This window comes from Microbacterium sp. NPDC079356 (assembly GCF_049545465.1).
GTDB classification, from domain to species: domain Bacteria; phylum Actinomycetota; class Actinomycetes; order Actinomycetales; family Microbacteriaceae; genus Microbacterium; species Microbacterium gawkjiense.
Window position 1 is genome coordinate 106,553 of record NZ_JBMWDN010000005.1, and the last position, 23,266, is coordinate 129,818.

Consider the following 23,266-nt stretch of genomic DNA (forward strand, 5'->3'; position numbering starts at 1 on the left):
ATTCGCAGGGAGATGATCACCTATCAAATCTGCCATCGTCATCGGCAGCGGCCTGAACCAGGCGGCGAGACGAGCGTATTATGAGTCTGCTGGGTTCCATTGGCTGACGGCGACAAAGCCTTCTCTAATACCACTGAGGAGACCGGCGAACCGCGGAGCCGTACGACCCGGCTCTTTGATCGCACGCCAGAACAGGCGGGCAGTGGGTATGAGGCCGCGGCCGACAGTGAGATCGATCGCTCGCCATACTGAGTCCGCGCAGACGATGAGTCGATTCCGTGCCATGAACCTGTACCAGACCAACGACTTCATCCCGTCGGTCGACGTCGTGGCGCCGACATGGTGCAGGATCTCCGCCTCAGGGGCGATGACGAGGGGGACATTCGCTGCCACCGCTCTCCCGCAGAGGTCCGCGTCCTCCCAGTACATGAACAGGTCCTCCCGGAACCCGCCCAAGCTGTCCCATGTCCCGACGTCCATCAAGAGGGAAGCGCCCGACAGGAAGGTGCATGTCGCCCCGGGGTCGATCGAATGGCGCGTGACTCCCCGCTGCCGATCGAACGTTCCCCCTTGGAACCACACCTCGCTCGGCTGGTGCGCGTATCGAATGATCGGCGAGATGATGCTGCCAGGGTTGCGGTCAAGCGCGAGCCGAAGTGAATCTTCTGCGCCGTCGCAGAGTTCTGTATCGGGATTGAGTATCCAGATCCGGTCCTGGGCGCTCGCTTCGGACGCAGAGACCGCGGTGTTCACGGCTCCACCGAAACCGAGGTTCTGGTCTGAGAAGATCGAGGTCATCCGCGGCTCGGACTGCGCCAGCGCATCGAGAGCTGCGCGCTGGTCTGCGCTGGGTGACGCGTTGTCGATCACGACGAAGCGGAGGAGTGGGTCCTCCGTGAAACTCGACACGCATGCTTGAACCAGCTCCGCGGAGTCGTAGTTGACGATGATGACGAATGTGCGCGAGGGTTTGCTGCTCATGAGGGGCTCCTATCGCTGTGCCTGCTCTGCAACGCGAAACTAGTGAGCAGAACCAAGCTCAACAGGACAGGGGCGAGGTTTGTGTAGATCGGGGAGAATGCGATGTCCCAAAGCGCGAGGATGAAGACGAACCAGAGCAGTATGGGCGCGCGTCCATCGGTCGTAGCAGCGATGATGAAGCGTGCCAGGATGGCCACGGCGACCACGAGGAAAACGAGCGTTGCCACGGGGCCGAAGTTCACCCAGAAATCGCCGTAGAGCGAGTGGAGTTTGAATCTGTCGTCGAAGACGTAGACCCTCAGATGCTGCAGGCTGGGCTCGACACCCGCGGTCGCGTATGAGTCGATGATGCCGGACTTGTCCGTCTCTGTCGGGACGTAACCAGGCCCGTACCCCCAGGGACGCTCCGAAAAGAGGTGGCGCGTGGCGATCCATTCCACTCGGCCGCCGGTGATGATGTCTCCCCCGCGGGAGAGAGCCAATTGCGTGGATTCCTGAACGCGGGACCCCAGCAGTCCCGACAGAAGGAGCTGAGTGAACCCGACGACGCCTGCTCCTGCAGCTGCGACGGCTCCGAGGGTGAAGACAGCAGGCCTCACGTCGAGTCCTCGGACGGAGATGCGCCGCCGGCCAAGGTAGTTTGCCAGGAGAGTGAGAATCAGCGCTCCTGCACAGATGGCGATCATGCTTCGGTACCCCCCGACGGCGCTCGCGACAGCGATCCCGCCGAGAGCGATCACCGAAAACCAGAGGCTCCGGCGAGCGAGGAGACCGAAAACGACGAGGGCCAGGGGGTAGGCGATGTAGTACTTCCACCCGTTCTCATCGAGCGGCAGGTGCGACAGTGGCACATCCAGGAGCGCACCCGCGCCGTAGGCGACGGCTGTGGCCGCCGGTCCGTGGGAGTACGCGGCCCACGCGAAGATCCCGACGAGCAACGCGCCGGTGATGGTCATTCCGATGACGCTCGCGGCGACTCCTGAATCGGCGGCACCGGTCGACGTTAAGAAGAGCGCCGCCCCCGATGCCCCGAGGAGGAGGAGGGCGCATGCGAGCCAGAGCGCCGGGCGAAGCCGAACGAGCGCGGGGAACCACAGCGGAGCCGACAGAAGGATGAGAACCGTGCCAACGGGCGCGGGGCCCACTCGCGCCGCCGAGACGGCAGCGAGCGCGACGATGATCAGCGGCACGCGGTACCGGACCGCCCGGGCGCCCAGAGCTTCGATACGTGCTCTGAGACGCGCTGAGGCGCCGCGGTGAGCGGGAGTACTTCTGGTCACGGAGTGTCTCCTCGTGAGAGGGTCCGGCCGAGGTGGCGGGTCATGAGGTAGGCCACAGTCGGCAGTTGAACAAGCCAGATTCCCAACACATTGGCGATCAGAACGCCCGAAGCTTGGAATTGCGGGATGAGCACCACTGCTAGGGAGACCTTCACGACAAGAGCTCCGAAAAGCGCGGCGCCCTGAGCTTGTAGGAGCCGCGGGGTCGTGAGCGCACTCGTCGGAGCGAGCAGCAAGGCTTGAGTGAAAACCAGGACGGCCATCGTGCCAACGAAAAGCGAATCGGCTGGGGCGCGCACCCCGGCGACGGCGGCGTACAGCGGATACCCGAACCAGATTGACACCGAAGCCAACACTCCGATTGCTGCAAAGAAGCCGGTATGGCGGAGCACGATCTTGACGCTGAGTGTGCCGTCCAGGCGTCGACGGGTGTATCTCGGCCACATGTAGGTGCCAAACGAGCCGAGTGCCGACTGTGCGGCGCTGTAAAGGGCGATCGACGCGGCAAATGTTGCTAGAGCGATCGCCGTACCTATCTGGGCCAGGAGGACGCGGTCGAAAGCGAACATGAGCTGGCTCCCGACGGTGAAAAGCACGCCGCTGAGGCCCGCCGAGAGCGCCGATGCGAAGTGCATGCGCCGCAGTTGCCCGATGCGTGGTGCCGAGGTCACAGCAGACCGGATGTGGGGGAGGACGATCAACCATCCAGCGGAAGTTGAGATCAACGCGCCGGCGAGAGGGAAGAAGGCGTGCATGACCAGCGGCCCCCCACTCGCCGCGGTGATCGCGGTCGCGGTGACGGCGATCACCGGGCCGGCCGACTGCAACACGATGAGGGTGTTGATCCGACCGAGGCCCGCGAGGAGCCGATAGGAGGGGCTGGAGATGACCCAGAGGCCGCAGAGGATGCCATAGATCGGCATATACGAGTTCGGGTCGCCCAGCAGCCTCGATGCGTCGCCCAGAAGCGCGGGCCAGAGCCCGGTTGCCCCCAGGATGCCGAATACGCAAGCGACCGCAACGCCGATGCCGCAGAGGAGCAATGTCGTTGGCCCAAACGACAGCCGAAAGGCGGTCCAGCTTCGAGTGTGAGCGCCGCGGGCGACCTGGTTCGTCAGGTTGAGGCTGAGGCCGAGGTCCGCAACGGGCATGATCATGATCAGTGCGGCAACGAGCGACACTGCTCCGTACTCGCTCGGTCCGTACGCCGCGGAGATGATTCTGATCGTGAGGACGGTGGCGCCGAAGCTGCAGAGCAGTGCGAAGACCTTGGTCCCCGCGACGCTTGCTATCCCCCGGAGCACAGGTGAAGCCTAGATGAGACGTGGCGGCAGAGCGCGTCGGTCATCGACGGGCGCCTTCATCGGCCGCGTCTCGAAAGGCCTGAAGGTGAGCGTCGGCTGCGGCTTGATCGGTGGGAAGGTGAGGCGTTTTACGCGCTGCTTCGCCCAGCCGAGATCGGAGCACCGGGTCCGAGATGACGCGATCGAGTGCCGCGGCGAGAGCGTCGACATCTCGCGGCGGCACGCGGATACCGTTCTTCTCGTGATCGACCCACTCGGTCGGCCCTCCCTCGTCCGCAACCACTGTCGTCTTTCCCCGGGCGAGGTACTGCAGCACGTTCTGTCCGAGCGGCTCCGGTCGCGTCGAGTACTGAACGCAGACATCCAAGGAGTCGATCGCCGCGCTCACGTCGTCAACGAAACCTGCGAAGGTGACGTCCGTGAGCCCGCTCGACGTCACGAGCTCGGTGAGCTGGCGTGCATAGGCCTGTTTGCCGAAGGCGGCGTCGCCGAAGAAGGTCAGGCTGGCCCGATCGCTCACCCTGCTGACCCGATAGGCCTCGATCAGCAGGTCCTGGCCCTTCCACGCGTCCAGCCGGGCCACCATCCCGATACGAAGGGTGGGTGCTGACGAGAGGGAGCGTGGCTGTGCGCGTTCTACCCCGATAGGGCTAGCAAGCACGAAGATCGGCCGACCCTTCGAGCCGCCTCGGGCACTCGACGCAGTCGACTCGGAGTTCGCGATGTAGACGGAGGCCTTCCGGGACACCAGCAGCTTGAAAGCGTAGAACCCGAAGGTGCCAAGGGATGGACGGTCGATCCGATCGCGGAGGTGCACGACGAAGGGCACGCGTCTTCCAATGAGTGCCAAGGCGCCGACGATCGCCGACCTGCTGGTGTTGGCGTGGACAACGTCCACGTCGTGGAGGGCACGCAGGCGACGGTAAGCCAGCGCCTCTTGCACCAGGCGTACTGCGACCGCAACCGCTCCGAGCGGGCCTGCGTCGGTCGCACCCGGAGGCTGAGCGACGCCAGATCGGATGATCTCCACATCGGAGGGCAGTCCATTGAATACGCCGGCATCCTCACCTTGTCCGGAGAGAACGAGCCGCGCCCGCCAGCGGCCCGGGGAGACGACGAGTATCCGGCGAAGAGCGAGCTCTGCGCCGCCGGGCTCCAGCGCGTGGCCCAGGTGCGCCACGCGCAGAAGGTCAGTCATTCCCTAAGCGTATCTGCGGGGCCGTATGCTGATGTTCGGGGGCCAGCTTCATGCAGGCGGTGCACGTCGCGCCGTTGCGAGGTCTTCCACTCGCCCTATACCTAGCCAGTCGCGTTACCGCGCGCCGGCGTTGAAGGATGACGATGACTGCTCGCACAATCGGCTCGGCCCCTCCCTACGGTAGGAAAATCACTCGACTGATCGCCACCGTGTCCATGGCCGCCTTGGTCGGTAGCGTCGGCATTGTCGCTGCTGCCGATTCCGCGTCTGCATCTTCCTCGAGCGTGAGTTCCGTGTCGGCCGGTGCGCAGCGTGGAGTGAAGGTCGCGGCCGCTGCCAAGAGCGTCGGAATCCCGCGCACCGCGATGGCGGAAGCCTCCATCGACAAGTGGAAGCTTGCTCCTGCGCAGAACATCGCGGAGGTGGGGCCCGTCGTCGGCAGCGCCAAGTCGGGCTCGATCGCCCTGGGCATCGATGCGCCGGTGATCACGAAGACCCGAACGGCGGCGACCACGAAGGCCACGGTCGCGCCCGGGACGACCTACGCCTTCAGTGCCTACGTGAGGGTCGCGTCTCGCACCCTGAAGTGGGTCCCGGCGTCGTTCAAGATCAACAAGAAGACGATCCCGCTCACCAAGATCGACGCTCGCTGGAAGCGCGTCACCGGAACGTACAAGACCGGATCGTCGGAGACGTCGGTGGACATCGCCGTGAATCTGCAAAAGGCCGTACGAGGCTTCGCTGTTGACCACATCACTCTGGCGCCCACGGCCGGGTCAGCGAAGGGTGTGAACGTCGTTCCGAATGGATCGTTTGAGGGTGTCGGGGTTAAGCGCGGCATCGTGAGCACGTCATTGATCGCGACGACGAAGACGGCTGCCGTCGCAGTGGCTCTCCCGAAGGGCAAGATCACTTGGGAAGCGCATCGTGGCAACAAGCGAGTTGCGAAGGGATCGGCGACATCGAAGGCCGAGATCACCGCGTTGCCGCTGACGGGTGTTCCCCAGGGTTATTACACGCTGACGGTGCGGTCGAGTGACAAGAAGACGATGAAGACCAAGATCGCGGTTCTCGACAGCCCGAATCCGTGGATCACGCAGGATTCTCGCTACGGTGTCGGTCTTCACGTCGAGAAGCCCATCTACGCGGAGGCAGCCCGCCACACCCGAGCCCTCGGGCTTTCGGGGGCGCGAAACGACATCTACTGGTACCTCGTCGAAAAGAAGAAGGGCTCGTTCGACTTCTCCGACTACGCAGCGCCGTTGGACAAGCTCAACGCACAGGGAGTCGGCGTCCTCGGCATCCTCGGATACGGAAGCGGCTTCTACGGAAACCCTTACGCCCCGAAGTCGAAGACGGCGCTCAAGGCATACGGCAAGTACGCGGGAGCAGTCGCTAAGCGGTTCAACCTCGCTGGCGTCGAGGTCTACAACGAGTTCAACCACAAGCCGAAGAACAAATCCGGCTGTGTGACGGCCAAGTGCTACGCGCCCATTCTGAAACAAGCGAATGCATCGGTCGGGAAGGTCAAGCCGAAGCTTCCCGTCATTGCGGGGGCCACAGCGCGCTACGACGCCAAGTGGTTCGACGACCTCTGGAAGAAGCAGGGTGGTCTGAAGCAGGCGGATGCCGTCAGCTTCCACCCCTATGAAGTGACGGGCAAGCCCGAAGCGCTGACAGGGATTCTGTCCAAGGCGCGTCAGAGTATGAAGAAGAACGGGAAGACGACGAAGCCGATCTGGATCACGGAACTCGGCACGTCTTCGCGCACCGGAAACCGGACCACGACGGAGCAGGCCTCCGTTCTCGTGCGCTCCTCCGTTACCGCCTTCGCCGGTGGGGTCAAGAAGTTCTACTGGTACGACCTGATCAACGACGGCCCGAGCGCGAAGGACCACGAGAGCAACTTCGGTCTCTACTCCCACCCGCAGAAGGGCATCGCGGCGCTTGCGCCCAAGCAGGGCGCGTTCTCGCAGGCGCTCACGATCACGCAGCTGGGTGGTCGCGGATTCCGCGCCACCGAGAAGGCAGGCACCGGAGTCGTCTCCCAGGCCTTCGGCTCCAAGAGCGACACCGTGCGTGTCGTCTGGTCGGCGAAGGGCAAGAAGACAGCCAGCATCAAGACGAAGACCCCTGTCGTCGTCGTGAACTTCGATGGCACGAGCCGCAAGGTCAAGCCGAAGAACGGCGTCGTCAAGATCAGCGTCACGACCAACCCGGTCTTCGTCCGCAGCGGCAAGGCCACCGCGGGCGTCACCAGGTAAGCGTCATCCGAACGAGCCCTGCCTCCCGAACCGTCGGGGGGCAGGGCTCGTTCGCGAGACTCGCAGATTGACTATTTATGATGGAACCCATGACCCCGACGACCCGCCGCGAGGCACGACAGCAGCCGCGCGAGCAGGGCGAGACGACCGAACGTCCGCGTCGTCGGCTACGCATCAAGTGGGTCCTCGCGATCCTCCTTGTCGTGGTTCTCCTCTGCGCGGCGTGGTTGGCGTTCCGTGCCCTCACGGTCAAGAACGCGCTTGAGTCGGCTCAGTCCGCGCTGCAGCAGGCTCAAGAGGGTGGCGATGTCGCCGGTGCGATCGATATCGTCGCGCGAGAAGCGGGCAACGCATCGTCTGCCGCGAGCGATCCGATCTGGGCCGCCGCCGAAATCCTCCCTTTCGTGGGCGAGAACCTTCGCGGTGTACGCCTGGCCTCACAGTCACTCGATGTCGTCGCGAACGACATCGGAAAGCCAATCCTCGACATGCAAGGCGACGGCGAGGGGGCGATACTCTCTCGGGCACTTCCCGTGATCGAGCGCGGAGCCGAACTGCTCGCTCCGCTCCGCACCGACCTCGCGAGCCTGTCGTCAAGCACGACGCTCCTCGCGCCCGTCCAGTCGGGCGTGACCCAGGTCAACGATGTCGTAGGCGCGCTTCAGCCCGTTCTTGCCATCATGCCGGGCCTGTTGGGTGCCGACGAGGCCAAGAACTATCTCCTGGTGTTCCAGAACAACGCCGAGACCCTTCCGCTCGGAGGCAGCGCTGCCTCGGAGACCATGATCCGCGCAGACGCCGGCGACCTCGAGATCACGGGCCAAGGCAGCAGCGGAATCTTTGACCGGGACAAGCGCGATATCGGCATCGAGATCTCCGAGCCCTTGCGCGAGCTGTACGGCAAGACCTACGGCACCCGCGTGAACATGTCGACGACGCGGCCCGACTGGCCGGCTGCAGCGCAGATGGTCGCGGCGTTCTGGAACCGCACCATCGATGACACTCGAGTCGACGGCGCCGTGTCGATCGATCCGCTCGCGCTGGCACGCATCCTCAAGGCGACGGGCCCCATCACGGTGCCCGGTCCCGACGGTGATTTCGAACTCAATGAAGGCAATGCCAACGACGTGCTCCTGAGCAAGGTGTATCAGTGGTGGGATGCCTACACGCCGGAAGGGGCTCTCGCCTCTGACAAGTTCTTCGGCACCGTCGCGTCGACGGTCTTCAATTCGATCGCCTCGGGTGACTTCAACCTCAAAGACATGGCGTGGGCGGTATCGGAGAGCGTGGAGACCGGAAGCGTCATGGCGTGGATGGCCGATGCGCAACAGCAGTCCTTCATCGAGTCAGCCGGCAAGATCTCCGGCATCCTGCCCTCCGACAACACCGATGAGACCGTGGTCGGCGTGTACTTCCGCGACGTCTCCGCTTCGAAGATCGACTACTACCTCGACGCGGCAGTCGACGCGACGATGAGCTGCGCCGACGGTGTGACCACCCTCACGACGAAGGCCACCGCCCATCTGGCGATCACGCAGGCGGATGCCGAGAACCTGCCGCGCTACGTGCAGAGCTTCCGAAACGGTGCCAACTTCTTCTCCAAGCACTTCTTCGTCTACGCGCCTCCGGGCATGGAACTCGTCGACACAAAGACCGAAGGCGAGTTCGCGGAGCCGTTCCGTCAGGGCAATACCGATCTCGGGCGCGCGGTCGTCCCGTTCCAGAGCCGTGTCGCTCCCGGCGAGACCGTCACGGTCGAGGCGACCTTCACCGGCACCGGCGACTTCGGGCCACTCGCCGTCCGAACGACTCCTACCGTGCGGGGCACAGACGTCGTGATCGACGATTCGTGCCGCTGATCGGGGCTTTCGCCGTTTACGTAAACTCACGTTAGAATCTGCCTAGAGGTTGCTGGACTTTCGCACAGTTCGGCGTTGGGGGCTTCGAACGCCGAGGGGGGCAAATGCGAAAAACCGAAGCGCGCGCTCGCGTAGCGGCACGGGTGGTCCGTGCACGGCGTTCGAGCCGCGATTGGCCGCGGATGTACGGCCGTTCTCTCGTGGTGAGCGACGTGCTCGTGATCATGGTCACGCTCGCCGTCTATCGAGCCGTGATCACCCCTCCAGAACCCATCACGCTCACGTGGGGCGACTCACCGGCGGTCTCCAGCTGGCTGCCGCTCGCTGTTGTCGGGGGCCTGTGGGTCATCGCCCTGACCATGTTCGAGAGCCGCGAACGTCATGTCGTCGGCAACGGCGGCTTGGAGTATCGGCGCGTCGTCAACGGCTCCATCACCCTCCTCGCGGTCCTGATCGCAATCGCCTTCTTCTTCCGCATCGAGGTGCAGCGCAGTCTGTTCCTCGCTGCGATCCCCATCGGAATCATGGTGCTGGTGCTGTCGCGCTGGGCCATGCGCCAGTGGCTTCGCCGTCAGCAGCGCGACGCGAAGTTCGTCCACCGCGCGGTCGTCATGGCGGAGGCAGGCAATGCCGAGCACGTCGTCGATTCGATCAAGCGCACGCACGGCAGCGGCTTCGACGTCGTCGGCGTGGTTACCAGCGGCAAGCGTTCACCCGACACCATCGGGGGAGTGCCGGTGATCGGCGGCTTCGCCAACGTCATCGAGGTGTTCGACCTCGTCGATGCCGACACCCTCATCATCGGCGGCGCCGACGAGATCGATCCCCGCACGATGCGCCGCATCGGATGGGAGATCGCCGACCGCGACGCCAACCTCGTCGTGGCACCGGCTCTCACCGACGTCGCCGGCCCCCGCATCCACGCGACGCCGGCCGCCGGACTCCCCTTCATCCACATCGAGTTTCCGCAGCTCGAGGGCGGCAAGCGCTTCGTCAAGCGCACGTTCGACCTCATCGGGTCGGCGCTCATCCTCCTCGTCGCCTCGCCCATCATGCTGGCGACCGCCATCGCGATCCGTCTCGACTCGTCCGGACCTGTCTTCTACCGCCAGGTGCGCATCGGACGCGAGGGCCGCGAGTTCGGCATGCTCAAGTTCCGTTCGATGTCCCAGGATGCCGACGACCAGCTCGCGAGCCTCCTCGACCTCCAGGGCAAGAGCGACCAGCCTCTCTTCAAGGTCGTCGACGACCCGCGCATCACCCGTGTCGGCCGCTTCATCCGCAAGCACTCCATCGACGAAGTGCCCCAGCTCGTCAACGTCCTCCTCGGGCACATGAGCCTCGTGGGGCCCCGCCCGCAGCGCGCCGACGAAGTCGCGCTGTACGACGAGGCAGCCCACCGCCGCCTGCTCGTGAAGCCGGGCATGAGCGGTCTCTGGCAGGTCAGTGGACGGTCGATGCTCGACTGGGAGGACTCCCTCCGCCTCGACCTGTATTACGTCGAGAACTGGTCGTTCGTCCAGGACCTCCACATCCTCCTGCGCACGTTCCGCGCGGTCCTCGCGCCCGGCGCGAGCGCTCACTGAGCCACCCGCGACCGCGTCCGCGACATCGCGACACGCCCGGGTTTGCGACACGCCCGACGGGAACGTAGACTGTACAGGTTCCACATTCCTGCGCCTCGGCGCGGGATCACTGCCAGGGCAGTGCATAGGCGGCATCCCTTCTTCTGAAGCCGGATGCGAAGACCTAGGCCGCGGGTAGCAGAACACCACATCCCCACCCCCTCCTTCATCGGACACGCATGCGTGCGTGCGGGGGATCGGATGCCGCGGGGTCACCCGCGGATTGACATCAGAACAGCGGTGCAGCATCCCTCGCTTCGGCGGGGAGAAGTGCCCGGCGCGCAAGCGCCCCGTGCGTCCAATGCCCTCGAGGTACGACGCGAGAAAGAGAGTGAGCAGACAATGGCGGGACAGAAGATCCGCATTCGCCTGAAGTCGTATGACCACGAGGTCATCGACTCGTCGGCACGCAAAATCGTCGACACCGTGACCCGTGCGGGCGCGACGGTCGTGGGCCCGGTGCCCCTTCCGACCGAGAAGAACGTGATCGCAGTCATCCGTTCGCCGCACAAGTACAAGGACAGCCGCGAGCACTTCGAGATGCGCACCCACAAGCGCCTCATCGACATCATCGACCCGACGCCCAAGGCCGTCGACTCGCTGATGCGTCTCGACCTCCCGGCCGACGTCAACATCGAGATCAAGCTCTGAGGTCGATCATCATGGCTGACATCAACTCCAAGGTTTCCAAGGGCCTGCTGGGCACCAAGCTCGGCATGACCCAGGTCTGGGACGAGAACGGCAAGGTCGTTCCCGTCACCGTCATCGAAGTCGCCCCCAACGTGGTGACCCAGGTGCGCACGCCCGAGCGCGACGGCTACAACGCCGTGCAGATCGCTTACGGCCAGATCGACCCCCGCAAGGTCAACAAGCCGCAGACGGCCCACTTCGAGGCTGCCGGTGTGACCCCGCGTCGTCACCTCACCGAGGTGCGCACGGCGGATGCCGCTGACTACTCACTCGGTCAGGAGCTCACCGTCGACGCCACCTTCGAGGCCGGCCAGCTGGTCGACGTCGTCGGCACCAGCAAGGGCAAGGGCTTCGCCGGTGTCATGAAGCGTCACAACTTCAAGGGCGTCTCCGCTTCGCACGGTGCGCACCGCAACCACCGCAAGCCCGGTTCGATCGGCGCCTCGTCGACCCCGAGCCGTGTCTTCAAGGGCATGCGCATGGCCGGCCGTATGGGTGGCGAGCGCGTGACCGTCCTCAACCTCACGGTGCACGCCGTCGACGCCGAGAAGGGTCTGCTGCTCGTCAAGGGCGCCGTCCCCGGTGCTCGTGGCCGCATCGTCTACGTCCGCAACGCAGTGAAGGGTGCCTGAACATGGCTGACTCGACTCTCGCGCTCGACGTCGTGAAGGCAGACGGCAAGAAGGCCGGCTCCGTGGAGCTGCCCGCCGCGCTGTTCGACGTCAAGACGAACATCCCCCTCATCCACCAGGTCGTCGTCGCGCAGCTCGCGTCGGCTCGCCAGGGCACCCACTCGACCAAGCGTCGCGGTGAGGTCTCCGGTGCCGGCCGCAAGCCCTTCAAGCAGAAGGGCACGGGTAACGCCCGTCAGGGCTCGATCCGCGCGCCGCACATGACCGGTGGTGGCATCGTCCACGGACCGAAGCCGCGCAACTACTCGCAGCGCACCCCCAAGAAGATGGTCGCCGCCGCCCTCCTGGGCGCGCTCAGCGACCGGGCTCGCGGCGGGCGTCTGCACGTCATCGACTCGTTCGGCATCGAGGGTGCGCCCTCGACGAAGGCTGCTGCCGCGGTTCTGGCTCAGCTCGCGCCGACGAAGAACGTCATGGTCGTCATCACGCGTGATGACGAGCTGAGCGTCAAGAGCGTCCGCAACCTCGCGTACGTCCACGTGCTCACGTTCGACCAGCTCAACGCCTACGACGTGCTCGTCTCCGACGACATCGTCTTCACCAAGGCCGCCTACGACGCGTTCGTCGCTGCGAAGGCCGGCTCCACCGAGGAGGTCTCGGCATGACCGCCGTCAACAAGGACCCGCGCGACATCATCCTGAAGCCGGTCGTCTCCGAGAAGAGCTACGGGCTCATCGACGAGGGCAAGTACACGTTCCTCGTGGACCCGCGCGCCACCAAGACCGAGATCAAGCTCGCCATCGAGAAGATCTTCGGCGTCAAGGTCGCGTCGGTGAACACGCTCAACCGCCCGGGCAAGTCCCGCCGCACCCGTTTCGGCACCGGTAAGCGCAAGGACACCAAGCGCGCCATCGTGAGCCTGAAGTCGGGCACCATCGACATCTTCACGGCCGTCGGCTGACAGCTGGGATAGAGGACTAGAGACATGGCTATTCGCAAGTACAAGCCCACGACCCCCGGTCGTCGCGGTTCGTCGGTCGCCGACTTCGCTGAGATCACGCGGTCGACGCCCGAGAAGTCGCTCCTTCGCCCGCTGGCGAAGACCGGTGGTCGCAACAACCAGGGCCGCATCACGACCCGTCACATCGGTGGTGGCCACAAGCGCCAGTACCGCGTGATCGACTTCCGTCGTAACGACAAGGACGGCATCAACGCCAAGGTCGCTCACATCGAGTACGACCCCAACCGCACCGCGCGCATCGCGCTGCTGCACTACTTCGACGGTGAGAAGCGGTACATCCTCGCCCCGAACAAGCTGTCGCAGGGTGACATCGTCGAGTCGGGTGCCGGCGCCGACATCAAGCCCGGCAACAACCTGCCGCTGCGCAACATCCCCACCGGTACGGTCATCCACGCCATCGAGCTCCGCCCCGGCGGCGGCGCGAAGATGGCGCGCTCGGCCGGTGCGTCCGTCCGCCTCGTGGCGAAGGACGGCCCGTACGCGCAGCTGCGTCTGCCCTCGGGTGAGATCCGCAACGTCGACGCGCGCTGCCGCGCCACCATCGGCGAGGTCGGCAACGCCGAGCAGTCCAACATCAACTGGGGCAAGGCCGGCCGCAACCGCTGGAAGGGCATCCGCCCGACCGTCCGCGGTGTCGCCATGAACCCGGTCGACCACCCGCACGGTGGTGGTGAGGGTAAGACCTCCGGTGGACGTCACCCCGTCACTCCTTGGGGCCAGGCCGAGGGTCGTACCCGGCACCCCAACAAGGAAAGCGACAAGTTGATCGTTCGCCGTCGCAACGCCGGCAAGAAGCGGAAGTAGGAGTAGAGGAAGATGCCTCGCAGCCTTAAGAAGGGCCCCTTCGTCGACGAGCACCTGCTTCGCAAGGTCGTCTCGCAGAACGAAGCCGGTACCAAGAACGTCATCAAGACCTGGTCGCGTCGTTCGATGATCATCCCGGCCATGCTGGGTCACACGATCGCCGTGCACGACGGACGCAAGCACATCCCCGTGTTCGTGTCCGAGACCATGGTCGGTCACAAGCTGGGCGAGTTCGCGCCCACCCGCACCTTCCGCGGCCACGAGAAGGACGACAAGAAGGGCCGTCGCCGCTGACGCGGCGACGCTCTCAGAGAGAGGAAGAGGAGGAGTACAAATGGTGGAATCCATCGCACGCGTGAAGCACATCCGCGTGACCCCTCAGAAGGCTCGTCGTGTCGTCGCGCTCATCAAGGGCAAGCAGGCTCAGGAGGCTCTCGCCATCCTGAAGTTCGCTCCCCAGGGTGCCAGCGAGCCCATCTACAAGCTCGTGGCCGCTGCGGTCGCGAATGCTCGTGTGAAGGCCGACAAGGACAACGAGTTCCTGGACGAGCAGGACCTGTACGTGAAGAACGCGTACGTGGACGAGGGCACGACGCTCAAGCGTTTCCAGCCCCGCGCCCAGGGTCGCGCGTTCCAGATCAAGAAGCGCACCAGCCACATCACGGTCGTGCTCTCGACCCCCGAGGTCGCCGAGTCCGCCCCGGCTGCCCAGACCAAGAAGGCGAGCAAGTAATGGGACAGAAGGTCAACCCGTACGGCTTCCGCCTCGGCATCACCACCGACCACGTGTCGCGTTGGTTCTCGGACTCCACCAAGCCCGGGCAGCGCTACGCCGACTACGTGGCGGAGGACGTCAAGATCCGTCGCCTCCTGACGACGTCGCTCGACCGTGCCGGCGTGAGCAACATCGAGATCGAACGCACGCGTGACCGCGTCCGCGTCGACATCCACACCGCCCGCCCGGGCATCGTGATCGGCCGCCGCGGCGCCGAGGCCGAGCGCATCCGCGCCGACCTCGAGAAGCTCACCGGCAAGCAGATCCAGCTGAACATCCTCGAGGTGAAGAACCCCGAGGCCGACGCTCAGCTGGTCGCGCAGGGCATCGCCGAGCAGCTCTCCGCCCGTGTGGCCTTCCGCCGCGCGATGCGCAAGGGTCTGCAGGGTGCGCAGCGCGCCGGTGCCAAGGGCGTCCGGATCCAGGTCTCCGGCCGCCTCGGCGGCGCCGAGATGAGCCGTTCGGAGTTCTACCGCGAAGGCCGTGTGCCCCTGCACACCCTCCGCGCGAACATCGACTACGGCTTCTACGAGGCGAAGACCACCTTCGGCCGCATCGGCGTGAAGGTCTGGATCTACAAGGGCGACCTCACCAACAAGGAGCTCGCTCGCGAGCAGGCCAACGCGCCGAAGTCACGTCGTGACGACCGCGGTGGCGACCGTCGTCGTGGCCCCCGCAGCGAGGCCCCCGTCGCAGAAGGAGCGTCTGCCTGATGCTTATTCCCCGCAAGGTCAAGTACCGCAAGCAGCACCACCCGAAGCGTGACGGCGCCGCCACCGGCGGCACGACGGTCAGCTTCGGTGAGTTCGGCATCCAGGCCCTCACGCCCGCTTACGTGACGAACCGTCAGATCGAGTCCGCTCGTATCGCCATGACGCGTCACATCAAGCGTGGCGGAAAGGTGTGGATCAACATCTACCCCGACCGTCCGCTCACCAAGAAGCCGGCCGAAACCCGCATGGGTTCCGGTAAGGGTTCGCCCGAGTGGTGGGTCGCCAACGTCAAGCCGGGTCGCGTCCTCTTCGAGGTCGCGGGCGTCAACGAGCAGCTCGCTCGCGAGGCCCTGACCCGTGCCATCCACAAGCTGCCGCTCAAGGCACGCATCATCAAGCGCGAGGAGGGCGACGCGTAATGGCCGTCGGCACCAAGACGCTCGCCCCGAGCGAGCTGGACACGTTCGAAGACCAGCGCCTCGTGGAGGAGCTGCGCAAGGCCAAGGAAGAGCTGTTCAACCTGCGCTTCCAGTCGGCCACCGGCCAGCTCGAGAGCCACGGCCGCATCCGTGCGGTCAAGCGCGACATCGCGCGGCTCTACACCGTCATCCGCGAGCGGGAGCTCGGCATCCGTGCCACCCCCGCCCCGGTCGAGACGGCCACCAAGGCGAAGAAGAGCAAGGCCAAGAAGGCGGACGAGTCCGCTGAGGCCGCGAAGGAAGAGGCCGAGTGATGGCTGAGAAGAAGGATGCCGCTACGGCGCCCGTGACCACTGGTCACGAGTCGGCCGAGCACGACGTCCGCGACGTCAACGCCCGTGGGTACCGCAAGGCCCGCCGCGGCTACGTCGTCAGCGACAAGATGGACAAGACGATTGTCGTCGAGGTCGAGGACCGCGTGAAGCACCCCCTCTACGGCAAGGTCATCCGCCGCACGTCGAAGGTGAAGGCTCACGACGAGCAGAACACCGCCGGCATCGGCGACCTCGTCCTCATCAACGAGACCCGTCCGCTCAGCGCCACCAAGCGCTGGCGCCTGGTCGAGATTCTCGAGAAGGCGAAGTAAGCAATGATCCAGAACGAGTCTCGCCTCAAGGTCGCCGACAACACCGGCGCCAAGGAGCTCCTCACGATCCGCGTCCTCGGTGGTTCCAACCGCCGTTACGCCGGTGTCGGGGATGTCATCGTGGCGACCGTCAAGGACGCGATCCCGGGCGGCAACGTCAAGAAGGGCGATGTGGTCAAGGCCGTCATCGTCCGCACCGTCAAGTCGACCCGTCGTCCCGACGGCTCGTACATCAAGTTCGACGAGAACGCCGCCGTCATCCTGAAGAACGACGGGGAGCCCCGCGGCACCCGCATCTTCGGCCCGGTCGGTCGTGAGCTTCGCGACAAGAAGTTCATGAAGATCGTCTCGCTGGCACCGGAGGTCATCTGATCATGGCGCACATCAAGAAGGGTGACCTGGTTCAGGTCATCAGTGGCCGCAAGCAGGACAAGGGCGGCGACCGCGGCAAGCAGGGCAAGGTCCTTGAGGTCCTCGTCGAGCAGAACCGCGTCGTGGTGGAGGGCGTGAACTACGTCACCAAGCACACCCGCGTCGGCCAGTCGCAGCGCGGCACCAAGACGGGCGGCATCGAGACGATGGAAGCCCCGATCCACATCTCCAACGTGGCGCTGGTCGACCCGTCGACCAAGAAGCCGACCCGTGTCGGCCACCGCGTCGAGGAGCAGACGAAGGACGGCGTCAAGCGCACCGTCCGCGTCCGCTACGCCAAGAAGAGCGGCAAGGACCTCTGAACATGAGCAACGCAACTGCCGCGGAGGCTGGCAAGATCCAGCCCCGCCTGAAGCAGAAGTACCAGACCGAGATCAAGAAGGCTCTGCAGGACGAGTTCGGCTACGCCAACGTCATGCAGATCCCCGGTCTCGTGAAGGTCGTCGTCAACACCGGTGTCGGTGAGGCTGCGCGCGACAGCAAGGTGATCGATGGTGCGGTCGACGACCTCACCAAGATCACCGGCCAGAAGCCGGTCGTCACCAAGGCCCGCAAGTCCATCGCGCAGTTCAAGCTGCGTGAGGGCCAGGCCATCGGCGCCCACGTCACCCTCCGCGGTGACCGTGCGTGGGAGTTCGTCGACCGTCTCGTCAACCTCGCCCTGCCCCGCATCCGCGACTTCCGCGGACTGTCGGCGACGCAGTTCGACGGCAACGGCAACTACACCTTCGGTCTCCAGGAGCAGTCCGTGTTCCACGAGATCAACCAGGACAAGATCGACCGCGTCCGCGGTTTCGACATCACCATCGTCACGACGGCGAAGACGGATGACGAGGGTCGGGCGCTGCTCAAGCACCTGGGCTTCCCGTTCAAGTCGGCGGACGCTCAGGCGTGATCCGATAAGATCGAGCGTTCGGCCTCGGGGCGTGCTCCGGGGCCGAACGACTGCACAACTGCATATCGCTCATTCATAGAAGGTCGCCTGTCGTGTAACGGCAGTCGAAACCTCATGACTAAAGGAACACACTTATGACGATGACAGACCCGGTCGCAGACATGCTGACCCGTCTGCGCAACGCGAACTCCGCGCACCACGACACCGTCGCGCTGCCGAGCTCGAAGCTCAAGACGCACATCGCCGAGATCCTCCAGCAGGAGGGCTACATCTCCGGCTGGGAGGTCTCCGACGCCCGTGTCGGCCAGACCCTCACCCTGACCCTGAAGTACGGCCCGAACCGCGAGCGGTCGATCGCCGGCATCAAGCGCGTCTCCAAGCCCGGTCTCCGCGTGTACGCGAAGTCGAACGAGCTTCCCAAGGTCCTCGGTGGCCTCGGGGTCGCGATCCTGTCCACCTCCTCTGGCCTCCTCACGGACCGCCAGGCCGAGCAGAAGGGCGTCGGCGGGGAAGTCCTCGCCTACGTGTGGTGATCTGACATGTCGCGTATTGGACGTCTTCCCATCGACATCCCCGCCGGTGTGACCGTCACGGTCTCCGGCCAGGACGTCGCCGTCAAGGGCCCCAAGGGCGAGCTCTCGCTCACCGTGGCACAGCCCATCGAGGTCAAGGTCGAGGAGAACCAGGTCCTGGTCTCCCGCCCCGACGACGAGCGCGAGTCGCGTGCTCTCCACGGGCTCACCCGCACCCTCATCAACAACAACATCATCGGCGTGACCCAGGGCTACACCAAGGGCCTCGAGGTCGTCGGCACCGGTTACCGCGTCGCTCAGAAGGGCACGGCGGTCGAGTTCGCACTCGGCTTCTCGCACCCCGTCCTGGTCGAGGCGCCGGAGGGCATCACGCTCACCGTCGAGGGCAACAACAAGCTCACCGTCGCCGGTATCTCGAAGCAGGCCGTCGGCGAGGCAGCCGCCAACATCCGCAAGATCCGCAAGCCGGAGCCCTACAAGGGCAAGGGTGTGCGGTACGCGGGCGAGGTCGTTCGCCGCAAGGCCGGAAAGAGTGGTAAGTAACCATGGCTCTCAAGTCGAAGTCCGACGCACGTTCGCGTCGTCACGCCCGTCTTCGCAAGAAGATCGTGGGCACCGAGGCGCGCCCGCGTCTCGTCGTGACCCGTTCCGCCCGCCACGTCTTCGTCCAGCTGGTCGACGACAGCAAGGGCTTCACCGTCGCATCGGCCTCCACCCTCGAGGCCGACCTGCGCACGTTCGATGGTGACAAGACCGCCAAGGCCCGCAAGGTCGGCGAGCTCGTCGCTGAGCGTGCGAAGGCTGCCGGCATCGAGACGGTCGTGTTCGACCGCGGCGGCAACCGCTACGCGGGCCGCGTCGCTGCGATCGCCGACGGCGCTCGCGAAGGAGGTCTGAACCTGTGACCGAGAACAAGGAGAACGAAGTGACCGCGACCGAGCAGCCCGCTGCGGCTGCGGCTACGGCCGAGGCGCCCGCCGAGCGCGAGCGCGAGCCGCGCCGCGGTGGCCGCGAGCGCAGCCAGACCCGCGACCGCAACTCGCGCGACCGCGGCGACAACCAGTTCCTGGAGCGCGTCGTCACGATCAACCGCGTGTCGAAGGTCGTCAAGGGCGGTCGTCGCTTCAGCTTCACGGCGCTCGTCGTCGTGGGTGACGGCAACGGTCTCGTCGGTGTCGGCTACGGCAAGGCGCGTGAGGTCCCCCTCGCCATCTCGAAGGGTGTCGAAGAGGCCAAGCGCAACTTCTTCCGCGTGCCGCGTGTCGCCTCCAGCATCCCGCACCCCGTCCAGGGTGAGGCTGCTGCCGGTGTCGTGCTGCTGCGTCCGGCCGCTGCCGGTACCGGTGTCATCGCCGGTGGTCCGGTCCGCGCCGTCCTCGAGTGCGCCGGCATCCACGATGTGCTGTCGAAGTCGCTGGGTTCGTCGAACACGATCAACATCGTGCACGCGACCGTCGCAGCGCTGAAGCAGCTCGAGGAGCCGCGCGCCGTCGCTGCGCGTCGTGGTCTCGACTTCGACCAGGTCGCCCCCGCGCGTCTGGTCCGTGCCGAGGCTGACGCCGCCAAGGCTGCAAAGGTGGGTGCATGATGGCTGCTCGTCTGAAGGTGACCCAGGTCAAGTCCAAGGTGAGCGAGAAGCAGAACCAGCGTGACACGCTGCGTTCGCTCGGTCTGAAGCGGATCAACGACTCCGTCGTTCGTCCCGATGACGCGCAGACGCGCGGGTACATCAAGACCGTCGCGCACCTCGTGAAGGTTGAGGAGATCGACTGATGGCTGAGAAGAAGGACGAGACGGTCGAGGCCGTCGAGCCCAAGGCCAAGAAGCCGGCAACCCGGAAGGCTGCGGCTGGGCCCGCTGCCGACAAGGCTGCCCCGAAGAAGGATGCGGCGCGCCCCGGCGTGCTGAAGGTCCACCACCTGCGTCCGGTCCCCGGTGCCAACGTCGCGAAGACCCGTGTCGGTCGCGGTGAGGGCTCGAAGGGTAAGACGTCGGGCCGCGGTACCAAGGGTACGAAGGCTCGTTACCAGGTCAAGGTGGGCTTCGAGGGTGGGCAGATGCCCCTCCACATGCGTACGCCGAAGCTGCGCGGGTTCAAGAACCCGTTCCGCGTCGAGTACCAGGTGGTCAACCTCGACAAGCTCGCGGAGCTGTACCCCAACGGTGGCGACGTCACCGTGACGGACCTCGTCGCCAAGGGCGCCGTGCGCAAGAACGAGAAGGTCAAGGTGCTCGGCACCGGCGACATCTCGGTCGCGCTGACGGTCTCCGTCGACAAGGTCTCGGGTTCGGCCGAGCAGAAGATCGTTGCCGCCGGCGGCTCGATCAAGTAATCACGTGCCAGGGGCCGGAGGATAACCTCCGGCCCCTGTTGCCGTATGTTGGAATGCGGCGAGCTCCGGCGCGCCCGGCATCCCACTGGAGGAAATCCCTTTGTTCAGCGCCATCGCGCGGGTCTTCCGCACTCCGGATCTCCGTCGGAAGATCGGTTTCACGCTCGGCATCATCGCCATCTACCGGTTCGGCGCGCACATCCCGGCTCCGTTCGTGGACTTCCCGAACGTGAAGACCTGCCTCGACCAGTCCGGGTCGACCGAGGGCCTGCTCTCGCTCGTGAACCTCTTCTCGGGCGGCGCGCTGCTGCAGCTGTCGATCTTCGCGCTCGGCGTCATGCCCTACATCACCGGCACGATCATCGTGCAGCTCCTCCGCGTGGTGATCCCGCACTTCGAGACCCTGTACAAGGAGGGCCAGGCCGGCCAGGCCAAGCTCACCCAGTACACCCGCTACCTGACGATCGCGCTGGCGCTGCTGCAGTCGACCACACTCGTCACCGTCGCCCGCTCGGGTCAGCTCTTCGGCATCACCGGCGTGGCCGAGTGCCAACAGCTCCTCACCGACGAGGCGTGGTGGGCGCAGCTCCTCATGATCGTCACGCTGACCGCCGGCACCGGCCTCATCATGTGGATGGCAGAGCTCGTCACCGAGCGCGGCATCGGCAACGGCATGTCGCTCCTCATCTTCACCTCCATCGCGGCGACCTTCCCGTCGGCGCTGTGGAGCATCGCGGTCGCCCGCAGCTTCGAGATCTTCCTGCTGGTCCTGGCCGTCGGCATCGCGACCGTCGCGTTGGTCGTGTTCGTCGAGCAGTCGCAGCGCCGCATCCCGGTCCAGTACGCGAAGCGCATGGTCGGGCGCCGGACGCTCGGCGGCAGCAACACGTACATCCCGATCAAGGTCAACATGGCCGGCGTCGTGCCCGTCATCTTCGCCTCGTCGCTGCTGTACATCCCGGCCCTCATCGCGCAATTCAACGCGAACCCCGCCGCCGACGGCAGCGTGCCGGGCTGGGTGTCGTGGATCCAGGCGAACTTCGTCAACGGCGACCACCCGCTCTATATGGCGGTGTACTTCCTGCTCATCATCGGCTTCACCTACTTCTACGTCGCGATCACGTTCAACCCGGTCGAGGTCGCCGACAACATGAAGAAGTACGGCGGGTTCATCCCCGGCATCCGTGCGGGGCGTCCCACGGCGGAGTACCTCGACTACGTCCTCACCCGCATCACCCTGCCGGGTTCCATCTACCTGGGCCTCATCGCCCTGCTCCCGCTCCTGGCCCTCGCGACGGTGGGCGCCAACCAGAACTTCCCGTTCGGTGGCGCGTCGATCCTCATCATCGTCGGTGTCGGTCTCGAGACGGTGAAGCAGATCGACGCCCAGCTCCAGCAGCGCCACTACGAAGGACTCCTCCGATGACGCAGACCCCCGCCCGCCTCCTGATCATCGGCCCGCAGGGCTCGGGCAAGGGGACGCAGGGAGCCCGCATCGCCGAACGGCTCGGCATCCCCACCGTGTCGACGGGCGACGTCTTCCGCGCGAACGTCAAGGACGGCACCGACCTCGGGCTCAAGGTGAAGGCGATCATCGACGCCGGCGACCTCGTCCCCGACGAGCTGACGAGCGAGATCGTCCGCGACCGGCTGTCGCAGCAGGATGCCGCGCACGGCTTCCTGCTCGACGGCTACCCGCGCAACCTGACCCAGGTCGGCCACCTCGACGGCTTCCTCGATCAGCGGGGCGAACCGCTCACCGCGGTCATCGAGCTCTCGGTGCCGCGCGACGAGTCGATCGCCCGCCTCTCGCGTCGCGCGGCCGAGCAGGGCCGCGCCGACGACAACGAGGAGTCGATCGCGAAGCGCCTGTCGATCTACGAGTCCGAGACGGCGCCGATCCTCGACGTGTACCGCGAGCGCGGCATCGTCGACGAGATCGACGGCGTCGGGTCGCTCGACGAGATCACCGAGCGCATCACGGCGGCCCTCGCGGCACGCGGCATCACCGCCTGATGGTCTTCCGACGCTCCATCTACAAGACGCCCGCGCAGCTGCGCGCGATGGTCGAACCGGGTCTCATCACCGCGGCGGCATTGGATGCCGTGCGTCCGGCGGTTCGCGCGGGTGTGACGACCGCGGAGCTCGATGCCATCGCCGAGCGCACGATCCTCGCCCGCGGGGCGGAATCGAACTTCCAGCTGGTGCGCGGCTACCACCACACGACGTGCATCTCGGTCAACCAGGAGGTCGTCCACGGCATCCCGGGTGATCGGGTCCTGCAGCCGGGCGACATCGTCTCGATCGACTGCGGCGCGCAGTTCGAGGGGTGGAACGGGGACTCGGCGATCACGATCGTCGTGCCCGACCCGGACCGTCCCGAGCTCGTCGAACGTCGTCAGCGGCTGTCGGACGTGACCGAGGGCTCGCTGTGGGCCGGCATCGCCGCGCTCGCCTCGGCCTCGCGCGTCGGCGAGATCGGCGACGCCGTGCAGTCCTACGTCGAGGGGTCGGGGGAGGGCTACGGCATCCTCCGCGATTACGTCGGACACGGGATCGGCCGCAAGATGCACGAGGGCCCGACGGTCTTCAACTACCGCGTCGCCGACCTCGGACCCGAGGTGCGGCCGGGGCTGTGCGTCGCGATCGAGCCCATGATCGTCGCGGGGGGCGAGGCGACCCTCGTCGAGGACGACGACTGGACCGTCAGCACGGTCGACGGCCAGGACGGCTCCCATTGGGAACATAGCGTCGCGGTGCACGAGGGAGGTATCTGGGTGCTGACGGCCCCCGACGGCGGCGCCGCGGGACTCGCGGCCTTCGGCATCACCCCGACCCCCATCTCCTGAGGAGGACACGCAC

Annotated in this window: 30 protein-coding genes; 26 read left to right on the plus strand and 4 right to left on the minus strand. The window is 65.7% G+C overall.

Annotated features, from left to right (window positions below; translation table 11 throughout):
- Nucleotides 1–78: 78 nt before the first annotated feature.
- From ACPEH0_RS12115 to ACPEH0_RS12130, 4 genes are all read right to left on the minus strand, one after another.
- Complete coding sequence (locus tag ACPEH0_RS12115; RefSeq protein ID WP_366214268.1) at nucleotides 79–981, minus strand: glycosyltransferase family 2 protein; 903 nt, start codon at nucleotides 979–981, stop codon at nucleotides 79–81.
- The gene (locus ACPEH0_RS12120; RefSeq protein WP_366214269.1) at nucleotides 978–2,171 is read right to left on the minus strand and encodes a hypothetical protein; all 1,194 of its coding nucleotides are present in this window, start codon (nucleotides 2,169–2,171) and stop codon (nucleotides 978–980) included. Before ACPEH0_RS12120 ends, ACPEH0_RS12115 begins: the two co-directional genes overlap by 4 nt.
- A gap of 86 nt (nucleotides 2,172–2,257) precedes the next feature.
- Complete coding sequence (locus ACPEH0_RS12125; RefSeq protein WP_366214270.1) at nucleotides 2,258–3,565, minus strand: hypothetical protein; 1,308 nt, start codon at nucleotides 3,563–3,565, stop codon at nucleotides 2,258–2,260.
- A 40-nt stretch (nucleotides 3,566–3,605) separates the two neighbouring features.
- The gene (locus ACPEH0_RS12130) at nucleotides 3,606–4,763 is read right to left on the minus strand and encodes a glycosyltransferase family 4 protein (RefSeq protein WP_366214271.1); all 1,158 of its coding nucleotides are present in this window, start codon (nucleotides 4,761–4,763) and stop codon (nucleotides 3,606–3,608) included.
- A 143-nt stretch (nucleotides 4,764–4,906) separates the two neighbouring features.
- On the opposite strand from ACPEH0_RS12130, the gene ACPEH0_RS12135 reads away from it, so the two are divergent.
- From ACPEH0_RS12135 to map, 26 genes are all read left to right on the plus strand, one after another.
- Nucleotides 4,907–7,027 (plus strand): glycosyl hydrolase, encoded by a 2,121-nt coding sequence (locus tag ACPEH0_RS12135; RefSeq protein ID WP_366214272.1) that lies wholly within the window; start codon nucleotides 4,907–4,909, stop codon nucleotides 7,025–7,027.
- Between the two features lie 89 nt (nucleotides 7,028–7,116).
- A complete protein-coding gene (locus tag ACPEH0_RS12140) occupies nucleotides 7,117–8,886 on the plus strand; it encodes a DUF4012 domain-containing protein (protein WP_366214273.1) in 1,770 nt (589 codons plus the stop codon).
- Nucleotides 8,887–9,068: 182 nt separating this feature from the next.
- Nucleotides 9,069–10,472: a sugar transferase gene (locus ACPEH0_RS12145; RefSeq protein ID WP_366214274.1), complete on the plus strand. Its 1,404-nt coding sequence runs from the start codon at nucleotides 9,069–9,071 to the stop codon at nucleotides 10,470–10,472.
- A gap of 381 nt (nucleotides 10,473–10,853) precedes the next feature.
- The gene (gene rpsJ / locus ACPEH0_RS12150; protein ID WP_018171443.1) at nucleotides 10,854–11,162 is read left to right on the plus strand and encodes a 30S ribosomal protein S10; all 309 of its coding nucleotides are present in this window, start codon (nucleotides 10,854–10,856) and stop codon (nucleotides 11,160–11,162) included.
- An 11-nt stretch (nucleotides 11,163–11,173) separates the two neighbouring features.
- On the plus strand, nucleotides 11,174–11,833 hold the full coding sequence (rplC, locus tag ACPEH0_RS12155; RefSeq protein ID WP_064003332.1) for a 50S ribosomal protein L3: 660 nt from the start codon (nucleotides 11,174–11,176) through the stop codon (nucleotides 11,831–11,833).
- A 2-nt stretch (nucleotides 11,834–11,835) separates the two neighbouring features.
- Nucleotides 11,836–12,498, plus strand: coding sequence for a 50S ribosomal protein L4 (gene rplD, locus ACPEH0_RS12160; RefSeq protein WP_366214275.1), 663 nt, complete (start codon nucleotides 11,836–11,838; stop codon nucleotides 12,496–12,498).
- Nucleotides 12,495–12,794, plus strand: a complete 300-nt coding sequence (rplW, locus tag ACPEH0_RS12165) for a 50S ribosomal protein L23 (protein ID WP_064003330.1) — start codon at nucleotides 12,495–12,497, stop codon at nucleotides 12,792–12,794. The genes rplD and rplW overlap by 4 nt, the downstream gene beginning before the upstream one ends.
- 24 nt (nucleotides 12,795–12,818) lie before the next feature.
- Nucleotides 12,819–13,658 (plus strand): 50S ribosomal protein L2, encoded by an 840-nt coding sequence (gene rplB, locus ACPEH0_RS12170; protein WP_036309862.1) that lies wholly within the window; start codon nucleotides 12,819–12,821, stop codon nucleotides 13,656–13,658.
- 12 nt (nucleotides 13,659–13,670) lie between these two features.
- The gene (gene rpsS / locus ACPEH0_RS12175) at nucleotides 13,671–13,952 is read left to right on the plus strand and encodes a 30S ribosomal protein S19 (protein ID WP_018187348.1); all 282 of its coding nucleotides are present in this window, start codon (nucleotides 13,671–13,673) and stop codon (nucleotides 13,950–13,952) included.
- A gap of 40 nt (nucleotides 13,953–13,992) precedes the next feature.
- Entirely contained in the window at nucleotides 13,993–14,391 is a 399-nt protein-coding gene (gene rplV / locus ACPEH0_RS12180) for a 50S ribosomal protein L22 (protein WP_064003329.1), read from the plus strand.
- Complete coding sequence (gene rpsC / locus ACPEH0_RS12185) at nucleotides 14,391–15,146, plus strand: 30S ribosomal protein S3 (protein WP_064003328.1); 756 nt, start codon at nucleotides 14,391–14,393, stop codon at nucleotides 15,144–15,146. The genes rplV and rpsC overlap by 1 nt, the downstream gene beginning before the upstream one ends.
- Nucleotides 15,146–15,565 (plus strand): 50S ribosomal protein L16, encoded by a 420-nt coding sequence (rplP, locus tag ACPEH0_RS12190; protein WP_217528404.1) that lies wholly within the window; start codon nucleotides 15,146–15,148, stop codon nucleotides 15,563–15,565. Before rpsC ends, rplP begins: the two co-directional genes overlap by 1 nt.
- Nucleotides 15,565–15,879 (plus strand): 50S ribosomal protein L29, encoded by a 315-nt coding sequence (rpmC, locus tag ACPEH0_RS12195; RefSeq protein ID WP_018187344.1) that lies wholly within the window; start codon nucleotides 15,565–15,567, stop codon nucleotides 15,877–15,879. Before rplP ends, rpmC begins: the two co-directional genes overlap by 1 nt.
- Nucleotides 15,879–16,211, plus strand: coding sequence for a 30S ribosomal protein S17 (gene rpsQ / locus ACPEH0_RS12200; RefSeq protein ID WP_253034943.1), 333 nt, complete (start codon nucleotides 15,879–15,881; stop codon nucleotides 16,209–16,211). The genes rpmC and rpsQ overlap by 1 nt, the downstream gene beginning before the upstream one ends.
- Nucleotides 16,212–16,214: 3 nt before the next feature.
- On the plus strand, nucleotides 16,215–16,583 hold the full coding sequence (rplN, locus tag ACPEH0_RS12205; RefSeq protein ID WP_064003326.1) for a 50S ribosomal protein L14: 369 nt from the start codon (nucleotides 16,215–16,217) through the stop codon (nucleotides 16,581–16,583).
- Between the two features lie 2 nt (nucleotides 16,584–16,585).
- Nucleotides 16,586–16,945 (plus strand): 50S ribosomal protein L24, encoded by a 360-nt coding sequence (gene rplX, locus ACPEH0_RS12210; RefSeq protein WP_064003325.1) that lies wholly within the window; start codon nucleotides 16,586–16,588, stop codon nucleotides 16,943–16,945.
- A gap of 2 nt (nucleotides 16,946–16,947) precedes the next feature.
- Complete coding sequence (gene rplE / locus ACPEH0_RS12215) at nucleotides 16,948–17,538, plus strand: 50S ribosomal protein L5 (RefSeq protein ID WP_064003324.1); 591 nt, start codon at nucleotides 16,948–16,950, stop codon at nucleotides 17,536–17,538.
- A 134-nt stretch (nucleotides 17,539–17,672) separates the two neighbouring features.
- The gene (gene rpsH / locus ACPEH0_RS12220; protein WP_064003323.1) at nucleotides 17,673–18,071 is read left to right on the plus strand and encodes a 30S ribosomal protein S8; all 399 of its coding nucleotides are present in this window, start codon (nucleotides 17,673–17,675) and stop codon (nucleotides 18,069–18,071) included.
- A gap of 6 nt (nucleotides 18,072–18,077) precedes the next feature.
- On the plus strand, nucleotides 18,078–18,614 hold the full coding sequence (rplF, locus tag ACPEH0_RS12225) for a 50S ribosomal protein L6 (RefSeq protein ID WP_217528400.1): 537 nt from the start codon (nucleotides 18,078–18,080) through the stop codon (nucleotides 18,612–18,614).
- A gap of 2 nt (nucleotides 18,615–18,616) precedes the next feature.
- Nucleotides 18,617–18,976 carry a 50S ribosomal protein L18 gene (gene rplR / locus ACPEH0_RS12230; protein ID WP_064003321.1) on the plus strand — a complete coding sequence of 120 codons (360 nt, stop codon included), beginning with the start codon at nucleotides 18,617–18,619 and terminating at the stop codon, nucleotides 18,974–18,976.
- Nucleotides 18,973–19,659, plus strand: coding sequence for a 30S ribosomal protein S5 (gene rpsE / locus ACPEH0_RS12235; protein ID WP_064003320.1), 687 nt, complete (start codon nucleotides 18,973–18,975; stop codon nucleotides 19,657–19,659). The genes rplR and rpsE overlap by 4 nt, the downstream gene beginning before the upstream one ends.
- Nucleotides 19,659–19,844 (plus strand): 50S ribosomal protein L30, encoded by a 186-nt coding sequence (gene rpmD, locus ACPEH0_RS12240; protein ID WP_020098644.1) that lies wholly within the window; start codon nucleotides 19,659–19,661, stop codon nucleotides 19,842–19,844. Before rpsE ends, rpmD begins: the two co-directional genes overlap by 1 nt.
- A complete protein-coding gene (gene rplO / locus ACPEH0_RS12245) occupies nucleotides 19,844–20,404 on the plus strand; it encodes a 50S ribosomal protein L15 (RefSeq protein WP_082886191.1) in 561 nt (186 codons plus the stop codon). Before rpmD ends, rplO begins: the two co-directional genes overlap by 1 nt.
- A 100-nt stretch (nucleotides 20,405–20,504) precedes the next feature.
- Nucleotides 20,505–21,830, plus strand: a complete 1,326-nt coding sequence (gene secY / locus ACPEH0_RS12250) for a preprotein translocase subunit SecY (protein WP_064003319.1) — start codon at nucleotides 20,505–20,507, stop codon at nucleotides 21,828–21,830.
- Nucleotides 21,827–22,420, plus strand: coding sequence for an adenylate kinase (locus ACPEH0_RS12255; RefSeq protein WP_366214276.1), 594 nt, complete (start codon nucleotides 21,827–21,829; stop codon nucleotides 22,418–22,420). Before secY ends, ACPEH0_RS12255 begins: the two co-directional genes overlap by 4 nt.
- The gene (gene map, locus ACPEH0_RS12260; protein ID WP_366214277.1) at nucleotides 22,420–23,253 is read left to right on the plus strand and encodes a type I methionyl aminopeptidase; all 834 of its coding nucleotides are present in this window, start codon (nucleotides 22,420–22,422) and stop codon (nucleotides 23,251–23,253) included. Before ACPEH0_RS12255 ends, map begins: the two co-directional genes overlap by 1 nt.
- The last annotated feature ends 13 nt before the right edge of the window (nucleotides 23,254–23,266 follow it).

Coding starts and splice junctions, on each gene's coding strand:
- rpsJ (WP_018171443.1), top strand. CDS start 10,854: ATGGCGGGACAGAAGATCCGCATTCGCCTGAAGTCGTATGACCACGAG.
- rpsC (WP_064003328.1), top strand. CDS start 14,391: ATGGGACAGAAGGTCAACCCGTACGGCTTCCGCCTCGGCATCACCACC.
- rpmD (WP_020098644.1), top strand. CDS start 19,659: ATGGCTGCTCGTCTGAAGGTGACCCAGGTCAAGTCCAAGGTGAGCGAG.
- rplD (WP_366214275.1), top strand. CDS start 11,836: ATGGCTGACTCGACTCTCGCGCTCGACGTCGTGAAGGCAGACGGCAAG.
- rplX (WP_064003325.1), top strand. CDS start 16,586: ATGGCGCACATCAAGAAGGGTGACCTGGTTCAGGTCATCAGTGGCCGC.
- rplP (WP_217528404.1), top strand. CDS start 15,146: ATGCTTATTCCCCGCAAGGTCAAGTACCGCAAGCAGCACCACCCGAAG.
- rplR (WP_064003321.1), top strand. CDS start 18,617: ATGGCTCTCAAGTCGAAGTCCGACGCACGTTCGCGTCGTCACGCCCGT.
- rplE (WP_064003324.1), top strand. CDS start 16,948: ATGAGCAACGCAACTGCCGCGGAGGCTGGCAAGATCCAGCCCCGCCTG.
- rpmC (WP_018187344.1), top strand. CDS start 15,565: ATGGCCGTCGGCACCAAGACGCTCGCCCCGAGCGAGCTGGACACGTTC.
- rpsS (WP_018187348.1), top strand. CDS start 13,671: ATGCCTCGCAGCCTTAAGAAGGGCCCCTTCGTCGACGAGCACCTGCTT.
- rpsQ (WP_253034943.1), top strand. CDS start 15,879: ATGGCTGAGAAGAAGGATGCCGCTACGGCGCCCGTGACCACTGGTCAC.
- ACPEH0_RS12135 (WP_366214272.1), top strand. CDS start 4,907: ATGACTGCTCGCACAATCGGCTCGGCCCCTCCCTACGGTAGGAAAATC.
- rplO (WP_082886191.1), top strand. CDS start 19,844: ATGGCTGAGAAGAAGGACGAGACGGTCGAGGCCGTCGAGCCCAAGGCC.
- rplV (WP_064003329.1), top strand. CDS start 13,993: ATGGTGGAATCCATCGCACGCGTGAAGCACATCCGCGTGACCCCTCAG.
- rpsH (WP_064003323.1), top strand. CDS start 17,673: ATGACGATGACAGACCCGGTCGCAGACATGCTGACCCGTCTGCGCAAC.
- rplC (WP_064003332.1), top strand. CDS start 11,174: ATGGCTGACATCAACTCCAAGGTTTCCAAGGGCCTGCTGGGCACCAAG.
- ACPEH0_RS12145 (WP_366214274.1), top strand. CDS start 9,069: ATGTACGGCCGTTCTCTCGTGGTGAGCGACGTGCTCGTGATCATGGTC.
- rplN (WP_064003326.1), top strand. CDS start 16,215: ATGATCCAGAACGAGTCTCGCCTCAAGGTCGCCGACAACACCGGCGCC.
- rplW (WP_064003330.1), top strand. CDS start 12,495: ATGACCGCCGTCAACAAGGACCCGCGCGACATCATCCTGAAGCCGGTC.
- ACPEH0_RS12255 (WP_366214276.1), top strand. CDS start 21,827: ATGACGCAGACCCCCGCCCGCCTCCTGATCATCGGCCCGCAGGGCTCG.
- rplF (WP_217528400.1), top strand. CDS start 18,078: ATGTCGCGTATTGGACGTCTTCCCATCGACATCCCCGCCGGTGTGACC.
- ACPEH0_RS12115 (WP_366214268.1), bottom strand. CDS start 981: ATGAGCAGCAAACCCTCGCGCACATTCGTCATCATCGTCAACTACGAC.
- ACPEH0_RS12130 (WP_366214271.1), bottom strand. CDS start 4,763: ATGACTGACCTTCTGCGCGTGGCGCACCTGGGCCACGCGCTGGAGCCC.
- ACPEH0_RS12140 (WP_366214273.1), top strand. CDS start 7,117: ATGACCCCGACGACCCGCCGCGAGGCACGACAGCAGCCGCGCGAGCAG.
- rplB (WP_036309862.1), top strand. CDS start 12,819: ATGGCTATTCGCAAGTACAAGCCCACGACCCCCGGTCGTCGCGGTTCG.
- map (WP_366214277.1), top strand. CDS start 22,420: ATGGTCTTCCGACGCTCCATCTACAAGACGCCCGCGCAGCTGCGCGCG.